The sequence below is a fragment of the Congzhengia minquanensis genome (assembly GCF_014384785.1).
Lineage (GTDB): Bacteria > Bacillota > Clostridia > UBA1381 > UBA9506 > Congzhengia > Congzhengia minquanensis.
On the sequence record NZ_JACRSU010000001.1, the window covers coordinates 1,043,557 to 1,060,877 of the forward strand.

Sequence of the window (17,321 nt, forward strand, 5' to 3'; positions counted from 1 at the left end):
GACAACATACATTTTGTTATGGTACTATCATGTATATATATTTTTGCCTGTTTTTGCAGGTTTTATCATCATCAAAAATTTTTGGAGGTAAAAACATGAAAAACGCGAAAAAACTTTTGGCGCTTTTACTGTCTGCTGTTCTTTTAGCGGCCTTTGCCGGCTGCGGCAACAGCGGCGGCACAGCGCAGTCCCAGTCTGAGGAAAAGAAGCTGAAAATCGGCCTGGTAAAACTGGTTGACCACCCCTCGTTGAACGAAATTAACGACTCCATTAAGACTGAGTTTGAAAAATTGGGAACCAATGTGGAGTTTATTGAGAAAAACGCCAACGGCGAAACTTCCACCCTGCCGTCTATCATGCAGAGCTTAACCGGGGCAGGCGTAGACATGATTATTCCAATTGCAACGCCAACGGCACAGGCGGCATCTGCTGCAACCTCTGCCATTCCCATTGTGTTTGCGGCAGTCAGCGCGCCAATTGAAGCAGGGCTTACCACCTCGCTGGAGGCGCCGGACAAGAACGTCACAGGCGTATCTGACGAAATTCCCGTTGAGGATATTTTCAAGCTGGCGCAGACGCTTACACCGGACGTGAAAACCTTCGGATTTTTCTATAACTCCAGCGAAATTAATTCGGTAACGGCAGTTGACAAGGCAAAAAAATTCTGCGACGACAACAACATTGCGTATAAGGAAGCAACCGTTTCTACCACAGCAGACATTCAGCAGGCCGCAAGCTCTTTGGCAAATGATGTAGACGCAATGTTCACTCCCATCGACAACATGGTTGCGTCTGCAATGCCCACCTATATCGACGTGACAAACAAGGCAAACGTGCCGGTTTATGTTGCAGCAGACTCCATGGTGAAAGACGGCGGCTTTGCCACCGTGGGCATTAACTACACGCTGCTGGGCCAGCAGGTGGCGCAGATGGCGGACAAAATTTTAAAGGGCCAGAAAATTTCGGAAACGCCCATAGAAACTATGCGGGAATATTCCAACATGGTGAACATGAAGGAAGCAGACCTTTTGGGAATTCACATTCCGGAAGATGTAAAAGCAAATTTAACTGTTTTGGTTGACTAAGTAAAACAGCCTGCAAAATTTTTGCAGGCTGTTTTTTGTTTCATACTCTTGAAAACAGCGGTGTTCTGCTGTATAATGAAACGCGAGGTGAGAAAAAATGGATACGGTTCGCATAAACCATAAAAATGTTCTTTTTATCGCCCACAGGGGCGCAAGCTGTTTAGAAACGGAAAACACCCTGGCTGCGTTTATTGCGGCTGGAAACAGAACCTATTTCGGCATTGAAACGGATGTACACATTACGAAGGACGGAAAATTTATACTAATTCACGACGACACCACCGGGCGGGTTGCAGAATCCGACCTTGTAGTTGAGGAAACAGATTTTAGCACACTCCGCACCCTGCCGTTAAAAGACACAAGCGGCAAATGCGGGCGGATTGATTTGCGCATGCCCACCCTTTTGGAGTATATCGGCATCTGCAAAAAATATGAAAAAACTGCGGTTTTAGAGCTGAAAAACAGAATCGAAACCGAAAAAATTGCAGAAATGGTGCAGGAAATTCAGTCCGCAGGCTATTTTGAAAACGTAATTTTTATTTCCTTTTATTTAGAAAACTTAATGGATTTAAAAACAATTGCCCCATCGGCCGCCGCGCAGTTTTTAACCTCCAACGAAATTGACGATAAAATGATTGCAAGCTTAATGCAATTTAAGCTTGACATTGACGCAAAAGATTCCCTTTTGTCCCCTGCGCTTGTAAAACAGCTGCACGACAGCGGGATTAAAGTAAACTGCTGGACCTGCGACGACGCAAATTCCGCCCAGTCGCTGATTGACATGGGCGTAGACATGATAACAACAAACTGTTTGGAATAATTGAAAAAGGCGGGATGTTATGACCATTCGAGCAATTTCAGAAAAAGTGGAACGGGAAACTCTGTCACCATTTGCTACGCTTTCTGAACATTCAAAAGGCAGGCTGAGACCCATCGTTGAGTGCGACATCCGAACGGATTTTCAGCGGGATAGGGACCGAATCATTCACGCAAAATCTTTTCGGCGGCTGAAACACAAAACCCAGGTGTTTTTGGCGCCGGCAGGCGACCACTACCGCACCAGGCTGACCCACACCATGGAGGTTTCGCAAATTGCCCGCACCATTGCCCGCGCCCTGCGCTTAAACGAGGATTTAACCGAGGCCACCGCTTTAGCCCACGATTTGGGCCACACGCCCTTTGGCCATTCGGGTGAAAATGTGCTGAACGAAATTTGTGCAGGCGGCTTTCGCCACTATGAGCAGAGCCTTCGGGTAATTGACTTTTTGGAAAACGGAACGGGTCTTAATTTAACGTTTGAGGTGCGGGACGGGGTTTTAAACCACGCAGGCGACCACGAGGCCGAAACCCTGGAGGGGAAAATTATTAAACTGGCAGACCGCATTGCCTATATCAACCACGACATTGACGACGCGGTGCGCGGCGGCATTATTCAGGCGGAGGCCATTCCAAAGGACTGCACCGACGTGTTGGGACGAACCCACGGCGACCGGATTGACACCATGATTCACGACATTATTAATACCAGCCTGGGAAAACCCTTTGTGAAAATGTCGGACGAAATTTATTCTGCCATGATGAACCTGCGCAGCTTTATGTTTGCTTCGGTTTACACAAACAACGTGGCAAAGGGCGAAGATGAAAAGGCCAAAAACGTGGTTTACATGCTGTTTGATACCTTTATGAAACACCCGGAAAAGCTGCCGGAGGACACAAGGGAAAATATTTCACGGTTTGGTTTAGAGCAAACCGTAACCGACTATATTGCAGGCATGACCGATAATTTCGCCATTTATAAATTCAACGAGCTGTTCGTCCCGAAAAAATGGGTTGTGAACTAATTTGAAATAAAGGACTGAAAAAACATGAATATTTTATTTCAGGGGGACTCCGTAACCGACGCAGGTCGGGGCCGGGACGTTACCGCCCCTAACACGGCGCTGGGCCAGGGCTATGCCACAATGGTGGCAGGAAGGCTGAGTGCAAAATACGATGATTTAAACTTTTTTAACCACGGCGTCAGCGGAAACCGTGCCGCCGACCTTTACGGACGCTGGCAGGAGGACACGCTGAATTTTGAGTTTGATGTGTTGAGCATTCTTTTAGGAATCAACGACGTGGGATTTTCTTTAAGGCTGGGTCGCGGCTCCGACAAGGAGCGGTTTCGCTTTCTCTACGACCGTATGATTTATGAGGCGTTAGAAAAAAATCCTGACGCAAAGCTTATTTTAATGGCGCCGTTTGTGCTGAAAATGAAGTATGCGTGGGAAAACTTTGGAACGGATATTTATGATAATTTTCACACTTGGAGCAGCCGCGTCCGCGAAAACGGCCAGGTAACCAAGGATTTGGCCAAAAAATATCACGCACAGTTCGTTCCGCTGTTCGACGTTTTCGAGTCATTGACAAAATCCGCGCCCGCCGAACGTTATTCAGTGGACTGCATTCACCCCACCGCAGCCGGTCACGAAATCATTGCGGAAGAATGGGTGAAAGCATGGGAAAAAATAAAGAAAGGAGAATAAAAATGGAATATATTTACAGACCAAAAGGCGTTTGCTCCATGCAAATTAAATTCGAAATTGACCACAATAATGTTGTGAAAAACATTCGGTTTACCGGGGGCTGCAACGGCAACCTCCAGGGCGTGTCGAAGCTGGCAAACGGCAAAAAGGCAGAGGAAATCATCACGCTTTTAGAGGGTATCAACTGCGGCGGCAAGGGTACTTCGTGCCCCGACCAGCTTGCAAGGGCGCTGCGCGAAGCAATTGGGTGATGGACGCTTTGCTATCTAACTGCCGCCTCTGTCCCAGGGAATGCGGTGTGAACCGCTTGCTGGGCGAACTTGGCGCTTGTCGTTCCGGCCCTGAAATTACAGCTGCCCGGGCTTCCCTCCACCTTTGGGAGGAACCCTGCCTTTCCGGCAAAAACGGTTCGGGAACGGTATTTTTTTCCGGCTGCAATTTGGGGTGTGTCTACTGTCAAAACGCCCAAATTTCCCGCGGAAATACCGGAAAAAAAATTTCGTCAGGCAGGCTTTGTGAAATCTTTTTTGAACTGAAGGAACAGGGCGCCCACAACATAAATCTGGTAACGGCAACGCACTTTTTACCCGCTGTGCTGAACGCGGTGGAAAAAGCCAAACAAAATCATCTTGGAATTCCCTTTGTTTACAACTGCGGCGGCTTTGAAAAGGCAGACATGCTAAAGCGGGCTGAGGGGCTGATTGATATTTTTTTACCGGACTTGAAATATATGTCCCCGCAGCTGGCTATGGCCTATTCCAACGCGCCGAACTACCCGGAGGCCGCGAAAAGCGCGTTAACTGAAATGGTGCGCCAGCAACCGGAGTGCGTGTTTGACGAAACCGGCATGTTAAAGCGCGGCGTTATCGTTCGTCATTTAATGCTGCCCGGAAATTTAAAGGACTCAAAAAAGGTATTACGATACCTGCACCAAACCTTCGGCGACAAAATTTTTATCAGCATCATGAGCCAATATACCCCGCCGGCAAAAGGGGTTAACGACTTCCCGGAGTTAAACCGAAAGGTTACGAAAACCGAATATGAAAAACTGATTGAGTATGCAATATCCCTTGGCATCACACAGGCCTTCGTGCAGGAGGGAGAAACGGCCGACGCCAGCTTTATTCCCGATTTCGACGGCCGCGGAATTTAATTTAGAGAGGAAGATTTACAGCATGGTAAAACACATTGTCATGTGGAAGTTAAAAGAAGAAGCATTAGAACATACAAAGGCTGAAAACGCCAAAAAAATAAAAGAGCTGCTGGAGGCACTGCCGGGCGTAGTTCCAGATATCTTAGAGCTGCAGGTGGGAATTAATGAAAACGGCGGCGAATTTGACGCTGTTTTGGTGACAAAATTTCCGTCCTACGACGCACTGAAAGCCTACGATATCCACCCGGAGCACCAAAAAGTGCGCGGGTTCATCGGTCAGGTTTCAAGCGGCAGAGCTGCTGTCGATTTCACAATTTAAACTTAGGAGAATTACAAATGGTTATCGATTTTCACACACACTGTTTCCCGGAAAAAATTGCGGAGCGGGCAATTGGAAAGCTCAGCGCCACCAGCGGGCTTATGCCCTATACCGACGGCACGGCGGAGGGATTAAAAAAACTGATGAAGCAAGACGGCGTGGACATCTCCGTCGTTTTGAGCATTGCCACCAACGCCGCCCAGCAGACGTCTGTAAACAATTTTGCAAAATCCATTGAAAGCGAAACAATTGTCCCGTTCGGTTCGGTTTACCCAGACGCAGAAGACGCGCTCAATGAACTGGAACGTATTCACAGCATGGGGCTTAAAGGCGTTAAATTTCACCCGGAATATCAAAACTTTTTTGTTGACGACGAAAAAATGAAGCCGATTTATAAAAAAATATCAGAGCTTGGCCTAATTTGCGTGTTCCACGCCGGGGAGGACTATGGCTACATGCCTCCCTACCACGCTACGCCAAAGCGTCTTTTGCGGGCGTTATCGTGGCTGGACACTCCGGTGGTGGCGGCCCACTGGGGCAGCCAGGGCATGGGGCAGGACACGCTGCAATATCTTTGCGGCACCGAAATTTACATAGACACAGCCTTTGGATATGGCACCACACCGAAGCCGATTCAACAGGCCATTTTAGAAAAGCACGGCGTGGAAAAAATTTTGTTTGCCACCGACTGCCCGTGGCATGCCCCGGCTATGGAGCTGTTTCAAATAGAAAGCTTGGGCCTGTCTGACGGAGAAAAAGAGCAAATTAAAAGCGGTAACGCCCGCCGGCTGTTAAAAATTTAAATTGATGGCGGCGCAGAAAAAAAGCTTGAAAAACCATTGGGCATATGGTAAAATTTCCATATGGTATATTAATCTTTTATATAAGGAGAATGATTATGAGTAAAACTTACAGAGTCGGAATTATCGGCTGCGGCGGCATCGCCAACGGAAAGCATATGCCGTCGCTATCGAAACTGGACAACGTTGAAATGGTTGCGTTCTGCGACATTGTGAAAGAACGCGCGGAAAAAGCAAAGGCAGACTATGGCACGCCCGAGGCAAAGGTTTACACAGACTATAAAGAACTTTTAAAAGACGGGTCAATTGACATTGTGCACGTTTTGACTCCTAACCGCGAGCACAGCTTTATTACCGTTGACGCATTGGAGTCCGGCAAACACGTTATGTGCGAAAAGCCTATGGCGAAAACCTATGAAGAGGCCAAAAAAATGCTTGACGCCGCAAAAAGAACAGGCAAAAAGCTGACCATTGGATATCAGAACAGACAGACACCGGAAGCACAGTATGTAAAAGGTGCCTGCACAGAAGACGCTTTGGGCGACATTTACTACGCGAGGGCACTGGCTCTGCGCCGCCGTGCCGTTCCTACTTGGGGCGTGTTCTTAAACGAAGAGGAACAGGGCGGCGGGCCGTTAATCGACATTGGCACCCACGCTTTGGATATGACCCTTTGGCTGATGAACAACTATAAACCAAAAATGGTTGTGGGCAAAACTTTCAGAAAGCTTGCCGACCAAAAAGAAAACACAGGCAACGCCTGGGGCGACTGGGATCCGGAAAAATATACAGTTGAAGACTCTGCATTTGGTTTTATTACCATGGAAAACGGCGCGACCATTGTTTTAGAGTCCAGCTGGGCATTAAACATTGCAGACCCCATTGAAGCGAAGTGCGTGCTCTGCGGAACAAAAGCCGGCGCGGATATGTATGACGGCGTTCGGATTAACGGTGTGAAATATGGACGGCAATACATAGAAAAAGCTGCTTTGGGTGCCGGCGGCGTCGCTTTTTACGACGGCAGCTCTGAATCTCCCGCAGACCGGGAAGCACGGCTTTGGATTGATGCCATTGACAAAGATACCGACCCTGTTGTTCTGCCGGAACAGGCCATTGTGGTTACACGGATTTTAGAGGCGATTTATGAGTCCTCCAAAACAGGAAAACCGGTTTTCTTTAACGAATAAACAATTCTGCGCCGGAAATTGGGTTCCATTTCCGGCGCCATTTTATAGTAAAAAAGGAACGATTGCTCTATGCGCGAAAATTCAAGCACCACCATTTTTGAAAAAAACGCACTTTCCTGCTTCCTTCTGCTGGTTTCGGTAATCGCCTCTGCGGTTTTAGGATTGGCGTTTCATATTCCCGTTGGGGCGCACACGTTTGTCACAGCAGTCATTGTCACGGGCGGTGTGCTGTTTTTCTGCGACCGTGTTCTGCTTCGTTTATTTTTGTTAAACGTTTGCGTGCTTGCCCTTTGGTGCGTGGTTTGCAATTTTATTTTCGACTGGTCCTACGACGGCATGTATTATCATAAAGAAGCGATAATTGATTTAAAAGAGGGCTGGAACCCCTTTTACCAAAGCTCCCTTGACGCCACCGTTTTTGCTTCCTATCCAGACATGGACCTCTGGCTGGACAATTATCCGAAAGGTCTGTGGCTGTTCTCCGCCGTGATTTACAGCCTTACAAACCTTTTAGAGACCGCAAAAGCAGTCAATATCCTGTTTATCATCCCGGTTTTCTCTGTGGCAGTTGACGTGATGAAAACTGTCTATCAAATGAACAGGCAAAAAAGCGTTATTTTTGGATTGCTGTTTGCAATGAACCCTGTTTTTATTTGCCAGCTCCTCACCTCATATAACGACCTGGCAGTTGGAGCAATTGTCATTATTACCATGCTTTTAAGCATGAAAATCGTAAGTGAAAAAGCGAGCAATTACACCTATCTGCTTCTGGCTGCCGTTATTGCCGTCTCCTGCACAGTGAAATTCACCGCACCGGTGCTGGCAGGAATTGTTCTGATAATTTTCGGGATTTGGTATGCCATGAAACACCGCAGGGAACCAAAACATTTGGTAAAGCCTGTGGCTGTGGTTTTAGCGGCGTTTATTGCAGGCGTTTGCCTGTTGGGCTTCGATCCGTATATAAAGCATATAATGAACCATCAAAACCCGGTCTATCCCGTTTTGGGCGAAGGGGCTTATGACATTATGAACACAAACCCGCCCAAAGGGTTTGAAAATAAAAATGCGGTGGAAAAGCTGCTTGCCTCTGTGTTTTCAAAAACGAACAATCTGCCGGAGGAAGCGCCGGAGCTAAAAATCCCTTTTACAATCCACAGCTCTGAGTGGATTCATTTGAGCAATGCCGATATTCGTGTCGGCGGGTTTGGCGTTTTGTTCAGCGGTATTTTTCTTTTAAGCCTCGTAATTTTTTTCGTTGCTTTGTGCCATAATAAGAAAATACGCATGGAAACTGCCGCCGCTTTTGCCGCCATTTTTCTTCTGCTTCTGTTTATCCCGGAATCCTGGTGGGCCAGGTATGCAAGTTATGCCTACTACCTCCCTGTATTTATTTTGGCCGAAGCTTGCAATCTGCGAAAAACAAAGGTTTTCAGTGGTGTAACTATCTGTTTGATTGCCTTAAACAGTCTTTTTTTTGCGGGGTGTGTTTTAAAAACAGGCGTGGAAGTGACGCATCAGCTTAAGGTTAAACTGGAAGAAATTAAGTCGCACCAAAAAACGGTTATTGTCAGGGTCAACGATTTTCCCACACACAGAAAGCTGTTTGAAGAATTTGGAATTGATTATGAGGTTTCTCATACTTCCTTAGACGATCCTATGATTTTTTACCGGAACACAAAATATAAATTCCGCTAAATTACCGAAAAATAAAAAAACTATTGACAAATTCCCCCGAAACTGTTATAATAATTTCGTTGTTCAGCGTATGAGGAGAGGTGTCCGAGCGGTTTAAGGAGCTGGTCTTGAAAACCAGTGATGCGCAAGCACCGAGAGTTCGAATCTCTCCCTCTCCGCCATAAGTTTATATTGTTTTTAATTTCAGTTTGGAGATGTACTCAAGTTGGCTGAAGAGGCGCCCCTGCTAAGGGTGTAGGTCGGGTAACCGGCGCGAGAGTTCAAATCTCTCCATCTCCGCCAAAGCCTTGAAAGACGATTTCAAGGCTTTTTTTATACCTCCTTTTACCGCGATTTAAGGTATAACTTTAAAGTAAAATTAGACAATTTTCTAACTTTATAGAAATTATTCTGAAAATGATTCTTTGTTTTTCATTTTTATGATAAAATACCTCTTGATTTTACAAAACCTCTATGATATAATTTGTTTACAATGTAATAACGGAGGTGTTTTTTATGCCCCAGATTCGTTTGTTAAAAGAGCCAGGTTATATTTATGATTTAATTTTTATTTTTTACCTCAAGTTTAATACAAAATTATGCATCAATAATCTTGACAGCAATGACAAAAAACTGTCTGAAAATATAAAATTTTTTAATGACTTATTAGACCAGTTTCCTGAAATTTCAGAGGATTTATATGTGTTCTTTCACGCTGTTGAAAATGGCCGTTGTTTTATCACAACGCAATATTTTAATCCGCATAAAGAACAGTTTTCTACAACCTTTAATTTTAAGTTTTTGCAGAAAGAGTTATCTGATAAAGACAAAATAATTCGCAATATGGTTCGATTTTATTTTTACGACCTCACAGATGAACAAGTAGATGACTGTGTAAATTCAAGCTCTGCGCTGTTTTCATACATTAAAAACTCGAACTATGGCGCTGAGATAAAAAGCAAGCTGTATGAGTTTTTTCATGACACTGAGCACCACATTCAAACGCTTTACTATGAGTTAATGACGAAAGAATTTATGCTTTCACAGTATTACGAAAAAAATTATCAGAAAATTCTTGACGTTTATAACCAGACTACGTTTGAAACTTTAAGCAAAAATTTGAAAGGTTTAGATGATTTAAACTTTATTAAAAAAGACAATTTAACACTATATGTTTCCTTTTGCCTTTTAAGAAAATATTGTATGAACTTTTTCGGCGTGCAGGAAGGTGTTGTTTATCTTCTTGGCTACGACTATTTTTCTGTTTTAGATTTTGTTAAAAACAAAAAGGATTTGAACTTATTAGACTTCGGCAATGCGATATGTGAAGAAAGCCGCGTGAAAATTTTGGAGCTGTTGTTAGAGCGCAGCGAAGTCACCTGCAAGGATTTGGAAAAGATTTTCAGTTTCTCCGGCTCCACGGCCTATCACCACATCACCATGATGACGAAAATTGGGGTTGTAAAAACGCGGAACGAAGGAAAAACCATTCTTTACAGCCTGAACAGAAAGTACTTTGACGCCATAATCGACGTTTTAAGTAAATATTCAAGCAAATGACACGAAAGGGGGAAAGACATCATGATTAAAACCTGGAAAAAGCCTGTTTGCTCCACCGTAAAGGCGGATCAATTATCAGCGTACATTAAGGCGGCAGCCCGCTCCGGCTGCCATTACTTTGTTGGCCGCTAAATAGCATTGAAAAAATTGCAGCAAAAACGCTGTTGCGTTTTTGCTGCAATTTTTGTTTTGCCCAGTTACTGAAAAGCATGTTTTCAGTCAGTTCGTTTACTTTCAAAAACAGTAGAGTCTTCTTTCAAAAGATATCACATGGCTATCAGGACTATGAAAGGCGCATTTTCGTTTTGGCATTATTGACAAAGACCACCCGCTGTGGTATATTTAGAGTATATAATAAGCAAAAGTAGTATTATTTTTTAAACAGGGGGCATTTACTTGAATTTTTCGCAAAGATTGCAGGAAATTATGAAAAACAATGGAATTACGAAATTTAAGTTGTCGAAACAGTTAAATGTGTCCCCCAGCACGGTTGCGAATTGGCTGAACGGAGAAAGCAGGCCTAATATTGAGCGTATTCGGCAAATTGCAGAATTCTTTAACGTTTCAACAGATTTTCTGCTAACCGGCAATAACGCTTCAAGCCAGCAGATGCTCGTATCAAATGAATCTTTTGAGCAGTTGGAACGTATTTTATTAGACGCGTTCCGCAAGGTTTCGGTCAGCGATAAAATTGCCATTCTGCAGCACGCGGAGTCACTTGCTCACAGCAGGCAAATATATGATATGATTGGCGATATTCCTCACAACGAAAATTTTTCGTTTGCTGAAAACGGAAATCATACGAAGTCTCTGCTGACTCCAGATGATGTCAGACGGATAAAAGCACTTCTAAAAAAATACGATGAGGATAATCAATAAAAAATTGGAATAAAAACTCCTGCATAAAAATGCAGGTTTTTTTATAAAATACGTTCCAGGAAGAGGAACGATAAGGAGATGTTTTATGGGATTTTCAATTGAAACCAGTGTACCGGTATTTACCGTGTTCCTGCAGGGACTGATTAGCTTTCTATCACCCTGCATTCTTCCCCTTGTTCCGCTGTATGTGAGCTATCTGGCCGGGGGGGCAAAAATGGTGGATGCAGACGGAACCATCCGCTATCCCCGCCGAAAAGTTTTGATAAATACGCTCTTTTTTGTGATTGGAATTAGCTTTGCCTTTTTCCTGCTGGGATTTGGTTTTACTGCTCTGGGACGGTTTTTCAGCGACAACCGCATTTGGTTTGCGCGTATCAGTGGAATTGTAATGATTTTGTTTGGCCTGTACCAGTTCGGTGTGTTTGGAAAATCCGGCGCACTTGACCGGGAGCGCCGGCTGCCGTTCTCACTGAACCGTTTTACCATGGGGCCTGTTCCTGCGCTGATTTTAGGGTTTACGTTCAGCTTCGCATGGACGCCTTGTGTGGGTCCCACCCTGGGCAGTGTGCTTTTAATGGCGGGTGTATCGCAAACCGCTGCAAAAGGATTTTTGCTCATCGGCGTTTATACACTGGGCTTTGTTTTGCCCTTTATCGCAGTAGGGCTTTTTACCACCACGGTGTTAGAGTTTTTTAAAAAGCATCAGAACATTGTGCGTTACACCGTGAAAACCGGCGCTGTTTTGCTGGTGCTCATGGGAATTATGACGTTAACGGGCTATTTAAACGGCATTACCGGCTATTTATCGAACTTAGGCACGGGTTTTGGAAATAACCAAAGCACGCAAAGCAGCGAACCGGAAAATCCCTCTGCCTCCCCCACTGCAGCGCCCGGCGCAGAAGAGGAAGAAAAAACAGTGCCGGCGCCGGACTTTACCTTAAAAGACCAGTATGGGAACCAGCACAGGCTGTCTGACTATAAAGGAAAAACTGTGTTTTTAAACTTTTGGGCCACCTGGTGCCCGCCCTGCAAACAGGAAATGCCGGAAATTCAGGCGCTTTATGAACGGTATGGCAAAAACAGCGGTGATTTGATTGTGCTGGGTGTAGCAGGCCCCAATCAGGACCGGGAAGGCTCTGCAGACCATGTAAAAGAGTTCCTTTCAAAAAACAATTATACCTTTCCCGTTGTGCTGGACGAAAGCGGCGATTTGTTTTATCAATACCGCATCAGCGCATTCCCCACCACATATATGATTGATAAAGACGGCAATATTTACGGCGGCGTGGCAAGCGCCCTGACCGGCGATATGATGGAAAGCATTGTAAAACAAACGATGGACGCAAACCAGTAAAGCAAAAAAAACAGGGTACAGTAATAATGCTGTATCCTGTTTTTTACCTCTTACTGTAAAAAAACAACCTGTTAGCAGAAAAGAATTTACATAGCAGCGAAATTCAGCTATAATAAGAACTGCGGGAAAGGAGCTGAAACTGTGAAAATTCGAATTGAAGTTGACGATGCAATTTCCGACGAAGAGGTCATCATCCGCTGCAGGGAAATCAGCAGCACCATTCAAACGCTTCAGCAAACCTTGCTTCAATCCCTGCAAAAGGTGAAGCTGGTCTTTTATAAAAATAATGTTGAATATTATCTACCGGTCAGTTCCATTTACTTTTTTGAAACCGCGCAAACAACCATAGATGCCCACACAAAAGACGACGTTTATAAAATTAAATATAAATTATACGAGCTTGAGGATCTGCTTCCCCGCTCTTTTGTCCGTATATCCAAATCCACTATTATAAATGTGGATTTCGTATATTCGATTGACAAAAACCTGACTTCCTCCGGCTGCGTACGGTTTTACCACACCCATAAGCAGGTGTTTGTGTCCAGACACTATTTCAAAGCTTTAAAAAACAGGTTAGACGAAAGGAGAACTTATCATGAATAAAAAAAATATTGTGTGGGGGCTCATTTTTATTATGGCCGCAATCTTAGTTGTGTGCGGGGCCTTTGGGATTTTGGGAAATCCGGTGAATTTAATTATAACGGTGCTGTTAATTCCAATTATCATTTCAAATGTAGTTCACTTAGCATACCCGGGCATTTTTTTCCCGTTGGCAATAATTGCAATTTTGTATGACGATTATCTGGGCATTCAGGCGCTTACGCCCTGGCCGGTTTTATTTATTGCTTTATTTTTAAGCATAGGGCTTTCCTTTTTGTTTCCCAAGTATAAGCATTTTTACAAACACTCGGGGGAAAAATCGTTTCACGAAATTATTAACGAAGCGGACGACAGCGTTATAAACCTTTCTGCTAAGTTCGGCGGCAGTGTGAAATATGTCAATACAAACCAACTGCAAGAGGTGAATATTGACTGCGCGTTCAGCGGAATGAAAGTTTATTTCGACCATGCGGATATGGCCGGCGAAAAGGCCTCTGTTAACGTTCGTTTAAGCTTTTCCGGCTTAGAACTCTATGTGCCAAAAAATTGGAATGTAGTAGATAATTTAGGCTGCACCTTAGGCGGTGTGGAGCGCAGAGGTACTGCTTCTGAGACCACCGACAAAACACTTGTGTTAAACGGCTCTGTCAGCTTTTCCGGCGTAACAATTATTTATGTATAATAAAAAAACACCGCTTAAATTAAGCGGTGTTTTTTTATTTCTCCTGCTTCTCTAGTTCCAAAAGCGTTTGTTTCACGTCAAGCCCGCCGGCATATCCCGTCAGTTTGCCGCTTGTGCCAACCACACGATGGCACGGAATGATAATGGAAATGGGGTTGTGCCCCACCGCACCGCCCACTGCCCGGGCTGATGTACCTTTCCCGGTTATTTGTGATAGCTGAGCGGCAATTGCGCCATATGTGGTGGTAGCTCCATAAGGAATGGATCGCAAAACCTCCCACACCGCCTGACGAAAACTGCTTCCCTTTGGCTTCAGCGGAAAATCAATTTCAGGGGCCTGTCCGTTAAAATATGCGGTCAGCCAGCTTGCGGCCTTTAAATGAACCGGCGTTTCCTGTTTTTCAGCATCTGTGGAAAGGGTTGCAGCATAATATTTTTGTCCCTCTATCCATAGCCCTGTAAGGGCTTCCCCGTCGCTGGACAGAAGCAATCTGCCAACCGGCGATTTATATTCATAAATAAAGTCCATCTTCATTCCTCCTTTTGTTTCTATTGTACCATAGTTTTCACAGGTTTTCAAAAACTTTTTCAATACTGCTTGACATATTATACTATGCGTTATATAATATAATGTGAAAGGAGGGATATGTATGGATGCGCAATTAAAACGGGGCGTTTTAGATGTCTGCGTTCTTACTGCAATCAACAAAGAGGATTCTTATGGCTACAAAATCATTAAGGACATTTCCCCCTATGTTGAAATTTCTGAATCTACCCTTTACCCCATTTTAAAGCGGCTGGAAAGCTCCGGCTGTATTACGGTTTATACGGTAGAACATAATGGCCGGCTTCGGAAATATTATAAAATAACACCGTCGGGCATGGATAAAATACGGCTATTTTTAACGGAATGGAAAGAAATTATGAAAGCATACGAATTTATAAAGGAGGAGTATGGAAATGAATAAGCAGGAATATTTAGAGGCCTTAAATAAGGCGCTTTCCGGCATCCCTGAAAGCGAAAAACAAAAAACGCTGGATTATTACACAGAAATAATTGATGACGCCATAGAAGAAGGAGAAGAGGAAGCAAGCATCATTGCGCGGCTCGATGCCCCGTCGGATATCGGCAGACGGCTCATTGATGAAACGCCGCTGCGCAAATTTGTCACAGAAGATGTAAAAAAACATAAAATCGACACTTTAACCGCCATCTTGCTGGCAATATCATCCCCGCTGTGGGTTTCACTGTTGCTGGCCGCAATTGTTGTGATTTTTGCGTTGTATATCGCGGTGTGGTCGTTGGTTATTTCCCTTTTTGCTGTGTTTGCCGCTCTTGTGTGTTCCGCAATTGCATTTCTTTTGGCAACACCGTTTGTGTTTGCCGAAGCGGCACTTAAGGCCATGCTGTTTTTTGGCTTTGCCCTCATTTCTATCGGACTTTCAGTATTTTTATTTTTCTTTTCTGTGTGGTGTTCCAAGCAGGTCATTCGCTTTACCCTGTTTTTATTCCGCAAGGTGAAAGAATCATTTGTTAAGAAAGGAAGTGCGGCAGTATGAAATCGAAAAAAATTATTATGCTCACAGCCGGAATACTCCTGCTGGGCGGAATTATAATTGCAGGCGCCGCGGCTGCGATGGGCGCGCTAACAAAGACGGGGCCTGTTCTGCAGACAAAATCGTTTCCATCCGAAGGGGTCTTTAAAATTGATATAGACCTTTCGTTTGACGATATTTACATTACCACAAAAGATACAAGCGAAATTAAAGTAACTTACTATACGGGAAAAACAAAAGATTATCGTATCAGCACCGAGGACGGTGTTTTCACAATGCAAACCATGCCCGCCTCAGAACTGAATAAGCGGTGGTATGATTATATTGATATTAATTTCCGCAATACCGGCCGCGTTACTGTTGAGCTGCCGAAAGATTTGGCGCCTGAATTTGACCTTCATACAGATTATGGCGACATTAAGGCAACAAATTTACAAGGAACCGTGCACGCCTCTGCCAACGCCGGAGATATTGAATTAGAACGCAGCGCGTTTTTAAAGCTAGAATGTGTTGCAGAGTTTGGTGACATTGACCTAGAAGATGTAAGTGCTGACGTGCTCTCCGCCGACAACTCCTGCGGAGACATCGATTTTGAAAATATTGTCAGCAATTCCATGCGCTTTAGCTGCCAGTTTGGAGATATATCGGGCACGATTAACGCAGCAAAAAGCGAGTTTACCATTTCTGCCAAAACAGAATTTGGCGACTGTAACCTTTCAAACCAGGCAAATGGACTTTATGACCTAACAGCAGAAAACGAATGCGGTGATATTAAAATTAAGTTCAACCGGCCTTAATCATTAACAAAAACCCCGCAAGCCTTGGCTAAACAGTGATAAGGAACTAATTCACTTATCAACTGTTAGCTGACGGTACCGGGGTGCATACGGAAATCCCGTCTGATTTCTAACAGGAAGTCAGACGGGATTTTGCTATCTATCAACAAAATGAACATACGGAGGTTTCTTATGAAGTCTTTACTTTCATGCGCCTATAATATGGATAACTGCTGTGTCGAGCTGAAATTCAGCGACGGCAGTATGATCGCCATTGACACTATCGCCGTGGAAAATGAGGTTGCCGACAATATGTATCAACGGTCGGAGCTGGACTATCTCATCTATAACGCCCCCATTTCTTACGCCGACCTTGTGCTGAACGGCGATCCCGAAACATATCTCAAAACGGTTACGGAATACACGCCCCTTGACTGACCTAACCGAGGTGGTATCCGAGTCTTGGTAGCTCGGATACCACTTCTTTTTTTGCCATCGCTGGAAACAATAGATTTATTCACATTTTTCCTGTATAATAATGATAATATCGTTTATTTCGCTTCGATCACGATGTCAATCGTAAAAAAATGAAAAATTTCCAAAAATTTTTGAGAAGTTGGAAAAAAACGAGCCTTCTCGTGCCCTCTGTTATAGAGGGGTATGAAAATCCCTCATAATTTTTTCAATACGGAGGATGCACAAATGATTTGGAACAGCGAATGGGAATATAACAATCAAGACTACTTGAAAGCAAAGTATGAGAAGAAGGTCTCCGGCGAATGCCCCGACCTTGCGGTCAGAAAGATTTACTGCAAGGGCTGCGGCAGGGTATTTTACACACAGATTGAAACCAAGAAGTATTGCCTGTACTCCCTGTGTGGCAACCGGGGCTATCAAAAGGAATTAAAGTGGCGGCGAAAGTATGCAAGACAAGACCGCACCTGCCAGACCTGCGGCAATACCTTTACCCCAAAACGTTCGGATGCCAAGTTCTGCTGCAATGCCTGCCGGCAGAAAGCATGCCGTGGAAGCGTTACGAATAAGGCAAGTTGTCAAGTTGACAACTTGGAATAAGCGTAACGGAATACCGCAAAATGTTACAATTACCGCAAGTGGACATTTTGCCCACTTGCCTAACCGTAACGAAAAGTCCGAAAATGAGACTTTTCA

Annotated in this window: 21 protein-coding genes and 2 tRNA genes; 22 read left to right on the plus strand and 1 reads right to left on the minus strand. The window is 44.4% G+C overall.

The window, feature by feature from the left end; all coding sequences use genetic code 11:
• Positions 1 to 95 precede the first annotated feature (95 nt).
• The 17 genes from H8698_RS04985 to H8698_RS05065 all read left to right on the plus strand — a co-directional run bounded on the left by H8698_RS04985 (position 96) and on the right by H8698_RS05065 (position 13,818).
• Positions 96 to 1,085, plus strand: a complete 990-nt coding sequence (locus H8698_RS04985) for an ABC transporter substrate-binding protein (protein ID WP_249311439.1) — start codon at positions 96 to 98, stop codon at positions 1,083 to 1,085.
• Between the two features lie 97 nt (positions 1,086 to 1,182).
• The gene (locus H8698_RS04990) at positions 1,183 to 1,905 is read left to right on the plus strand and encodes a glycerophosphodiester phosphodiesterase family protein (protein ID WP_249311441.1); all 723 of its coding nucleotides are present in this window, start codon (positions 1,183 to 1,185) and stop codon (positions 1,903 to 1,905) included.
• Between the two features lie 19 nt (positions 1,906 to 1,924).
• Positions 1,925 to 2,926, plus strand: coding sequence for a deoxyguanosinetriphosphate triphosphohydrolase (locus tag H8698_RS04995; protein ID WP_177680389.1), 1,002 nt, complete (start codon positions 1,925 to 1,927; stop codon positions 2,924 to 2,926).
• Positions 2,927 to 2,950: 24 nt separating this feature from the next.
• Positions 2,951 to 3,610: an SGNH/GDSL hydrolase family protein gene (locus H8698_RS05000; RefSeq protein WP_249311443.1), complete on the plus strand. Its 660-nt coding sequence runs from the start codon at positions 2,951 to 2,953 to the stop codon at positions 3,608 to 3,610.
• A gap of 2 nt (positions 3,611 to 3,612) precedes the next feature.
• Positions 3,613 to 3,861: a TIGR03905 family TSCPD domain-containing protein gene (locus H8698_RS05005; RefSeq protein WP_177680391.1), complete on the plus strand. Its 249-nt coding sequence runs from the start codon at positions 3,613 to 3,615 to the stop codon at positions 3,859 to 3,861.
• Positions 3,861 to 4,763 carry a radical SAM protein gene (locus tag H8698_RS05010; RefSeq protein WP_249311445.1) on the plus strand — a complete coding sequence of 301 codons (903 nt, stop codon included), beginning with the start codon at positions 3,861 to 3,863 and terminating at the stop codon, positions 4,761 to 4,763. The genes H8698_RS05005 and H8698_RS05010 overlap by 1 nt, the downstream gene beginning before the upstream one ends.
• Before the next feature lie 22 nt (positions 4,764 to 4,785).
• A complete protein-coding gene (locus tag H8698_RS05015) occupies positions 4,786 to 5,082 on the plus strand; it encodes a Dabb family protein (protein WP_177680392.1) in 297 nt (98 codons plus the stop codon).
• Between the two features lie 17 nt (positions 5,083 to 5,099).
• The gene (locus H8698_RS05020; protein ID WP_249311446.1) at positions 5,100 to 5,885 is read left to right on the plus strand and encodes an amidohydrolase family protein; all 786 of its coding nucleotides are present in this window, start codon (positions 5,100 to 5,102) and stop codon (positions 5,883 to 5,885) included.
• A gap of 95 nt (positions 5,886 to 5,980) precedes the next feature.
• Complete coding sequence (locus H8698_RS05025; protein WP_249311447.1) at positions 5,981 to 7,069, plus strand: Gfo/Idh/MocA family protein; 1,089 nt, start codon at positions 5,981 to 5,983, stop codon at positions 7,067 to 7,069.
• 69 nt (positions 7,070 to 7,138) lie between these two features.
• Positions 7,139 to 8,764: a hypothetical protein gene (locus tag H8698_RS05030; protein WP_249311448.1), complete on the plus strand. Its 1,626-nt coding sequence runs from the start codon at positions 7,139 to 7,141 to the stop codon at positions 8,762 to 8,764.
• A gap of 74 nt (positions 8,765 to 8,838) precedes the next feature.
• Positions 8,839 to 8,925 (plus strand) — tRNA-Ser (locus tag H8698_RS05035).
• Positions 8,926 to 8,954: 29 nt separating this feature from the next.
• Positions 8,955 to 9,046: transfer RNA gene (locus H8698_RS05040), tRNA-Ser, on the plus strand.
• Between the two features lie 213 nt (positions 9,047 to 9,259).
• Positions 9,260 to 10,303 carry an ArsR/SmtB family transcription factor gene (locus H8698_RS05045; RefSeq protein ID WP_249311449.1) on the plus strand — a complete coding sequence of 348 codons (1,044 nt, stop codon included), beginning with the start codon at positions 9,260 to 9,262 and terminating at the stop codon, positions 10,301 to 10,303.
• A 396-nt stretch (positions 10,304 to 10,699) separates the two neighbouring features.
• Positions 10,700 to 11,182, plus strand: a complete 483-nt coding sequence (locus H8698_RS05050) for a helix-turn-helix domain-containing protein (RefSeq protein WP_249311450.1) — start codon at positions 10,700 to 10,702, stop codon at positions 11,180 to 11,182.
• Positions 11,183 to 11,267: 85 nt separating this feature from the next.
• Positions 11,268 to 12,536 (plus strand): cytochrome c biogenesis protein/redoxin, encoded by a 1,269-nt coding sequence (locus tag H8698_RS05055; protein ID WP_249311451.1) that lies wholly within the window; start codon positions 11,268 to 11,270, stop codon positions 12,534 to 12,536.
• Positions 12,537 to 12,677: 141 nt separating this feature from the next.
• The gene (locus tag H8698_RS05060) at positions 12,678 to 13,139 is read left to right on the plus strand and encodes a LytTR family transcriptional regulator DNA-binding domain-containing protein (RefSeq protein WP_249311453.1); all 462 of its coding nucleotides are present in this window, start codon (positions 12,678 to 12,680) and stop codon (positions 13,137 to 13,139) included.
• Positions 13,132 to 13,818, plus strand: a complete 687-nt coding sequence (locus tag H8698_RS05065) for a LiaF transmembrane domain-containing protein (protein ID WP_249311454.1) — start codon at positions 13,132 to 13,134, stop codon at positions 13,816 to 13,818. The genes H8698_RS05060 and H8698_RS05065 overlap by 8 nt, the downstream gene beginning before the upstream one ends.
• A 34-nt stretch (positions 13,819 to 13,852) precedes the next feature.
• Here H8698_RS05065 and H8698_RS05070 read toward each other — a convergent pair whose 3' ends face one another.
• Complete coding sequence (locus tag H8698_RS05070) at positions 13,853 to 14,347, minus strand: methylated-DNA--[protein]-cysteine S-methyltransferase (protein ID WP_249311455.1); 495 nt, start codon at positions 14,345 to 14,347, stop codon at positions 13,853 to 13,855.
• A 121-nt stretch (positions 14,348 to 14,468) separates the two neighbouring features.
• On the opposite strand from H8698_RS05070, the gene H8698_RS05075 reads away from it, so the two are divergent.
• The 5 genes from H8698_RS05075 to H8698_RS05095 all read left to right on the plus strand — a co-directional run bounded on the left by H8698_RS05075 (position 14,469) and on the right by H8698_RS05095 (position 17,225).
• Complete coding sequence (locus H8698_RS05075) at positions 14,469 to 14,786, plus strand: PadR family transcriptional regulator (protein ID WP_177678476.1); 318 nt, start codon at positions 14,469 to 14,471, stop codon at positions 14,784 to 14,786.
• Positions 14,779 to 15,378 carry a DUF1700 domain-containing protein gene (locus H8698_RS05080; protein ID WP_249311457.1) on the plus strand — a complete coding sequence of 200 codons (600 nt, stop codon included), beginning with the start codon at positions 14,779 to 14,781 and terminating at the stop codon, positions 15,376 to 15,378. The genes H8698_RS05075 and H8698_RS05080 overlap by 8 nt, the downstream gene beginning before the upstream one ends.
• Complete coding sequence (locus tag H8698_RS05085; RefSeq protein WP_249311458.1) at positions 15,375 to 16,172, plus strand: DUF4097 family beta strand repeat-containing protein; 798 nt, start codon at positions 15,375 to 15,377, stop codon at positions 16,170 to 16,172. Before H8698_RS05080 ends, H8698_RS05085 begins: the two co-directional genes overlap by 4 nt.
• A 171-nt stretch (positions 16,173 to 16,343) precedes the next feature.
• The gene (locus tag H8698_RS05090) at positions 16,344 to 16,589 is read left to right on the plus strand and encodes a DUF6061 family protein (RefSeq protein WP_249311459.1); all 246 of its coding nucleotides are present in this window, start codon (positions 16,344 to 16,346) and stop codon (positions 16,587 to 16,589) included.
• 264 nt (positions 16,590 to 16,853) lie between these two features.
• On the plus strand, positions 16,854 to 17,225 hold the full coding sequence (locus H8698_RS05095) for a hypothetical protein (RefSeq protein ID WP_249311461.1): 372 nt from the start codon (positions 16,854 to 16,856) through the stop codon (positions 17,223 to 17,225).
• The last annotated feature ends 96 nt before the right edge of the window (positions 17,226 to 17,321 follow it).

Coding starts and splice junctions, on each gene's coding strand:
- H8698_RS05095 (WP_249311461.1), top strand. CDS start 16,854: ATGATTTGGAACAGCGAATGGGAATATAACAATCAAGACTACTTGAAA.
- H8698_RS05015 (WP_177680392.1), top strand. CDS start 4,786: ATGGTAAAACACATTGTCATGTGGAAGTTAAAAGAAGAAGCATTAGAA.
- H8698_RS05080 (WP_249311457.1), top strand. CDS start 14,779: ATGAATAAGCAGGAATATTTAGAGGCCTTAAATAAGGCGCTTTCCGGC.
- H8698_RS04990 (WP_249311441.1), top strand. CDS start 1,183: ATGGATACGGTTCGCATAAACCATAAAAATGTTCTTTTTATCGCCCAC.
- H8698_RS05070 (WP_249311455.1), bottom strand. CDS start 14,347: ATGGACTTTATTTATGAATATAAATCGCCGGTTGGCAGATTGCTTCTG.
- H8698_RS05010 (WP_249311445.1), top strand. CDS start 3,861: ATGGACGCTTTGCTATCTAACTGCCGCCTCTGTCCCAGGGAATGCGGT.
- H8698_RS05000 (WP_249311443.1), top strand. CDS start 2,951: ATGAATATTTTATTTCAGGGGGACTCCGTAACCGACGCAGGTCGGGGC.
- H8698_RS05025 (WP_249311447.1), top strand. CDS start 5,981: ATGAGTAAAACTTACAGAGTCGGAATTATCGGCTGCGGCGGCATCGCC.
- H8698_RS04995 (WP_177680389.1), top strand. CDS start 1,925: ATGACCATTCGAGCAATTTCAGAAAAAGTGGAACGGGAAACTCTGTCA.
- H8698_RS05045 (WP_249311449.1), top strand. CDS start 9,260: ATGCCCCAGATTCGTTTGTTAAAAGAGCCAGGTTATATTTATGATTTA.
- H8698_RS05030 (WP_249311448.1), top strand. CDS start 7,139: ATGCGCGAAAATTCAAGCACCACCATTTTTGAAAAAAACGCACTTTCC.
- H8698_RS05005 (WP_177680391.1), top strand. CDS start 3,613: ATGGAATATATTTACAGACCAAAAGGCGTTTGCTCCATGCAAATTAAA.
- H8698_RS05075 (WP_177678476.1), top strand. CDS start 14,469: ATGGATGCGCAATTAAAACGGGGCGTTTTAGATGTCTGCGTTCTTACT.
- H8698_RS05020 (WP_249311446.1), top strand. CDS start 5,100: ATGGTTATCGATTTTCACACACACTGTTTCCCGGAAAAAATTGCGGAG.
- H8698_RS05065 (WP_249311454.1), top strand. CDS start 13,132: ATGAATAAAAAAAATATTGTGTGGGGGCTCATTTTTATTATGGCCGCA.
- H8698_RS04985 (WP_249311439.1), top strand. CDS start 96: ATGAAAAACGCGAAAAAACTTTTGGCGCTTTTACTGTCTGCTGTTCTT.
- H8698_RS05085 (WP_249311458.1), top strand. CDS start 15,375: ATGAAATCGAAAAAAATTATTATGCTCACAGCCGGAATACTCCTGCTG.
- H8698_RS05090 (WP_249311459.1), top strand. CDS start 16,344: ATGAAGTCTTTACTTTCATGCGCCTATAATATGGATAACTGCTGTGTC.
- H8698_RS05055 (WP_249311451.1), top strand. CDS start 11,268: ATGGGATTTTCAATTGAAACCAGTGTACCGGTATTTACCGTGTTCCTG.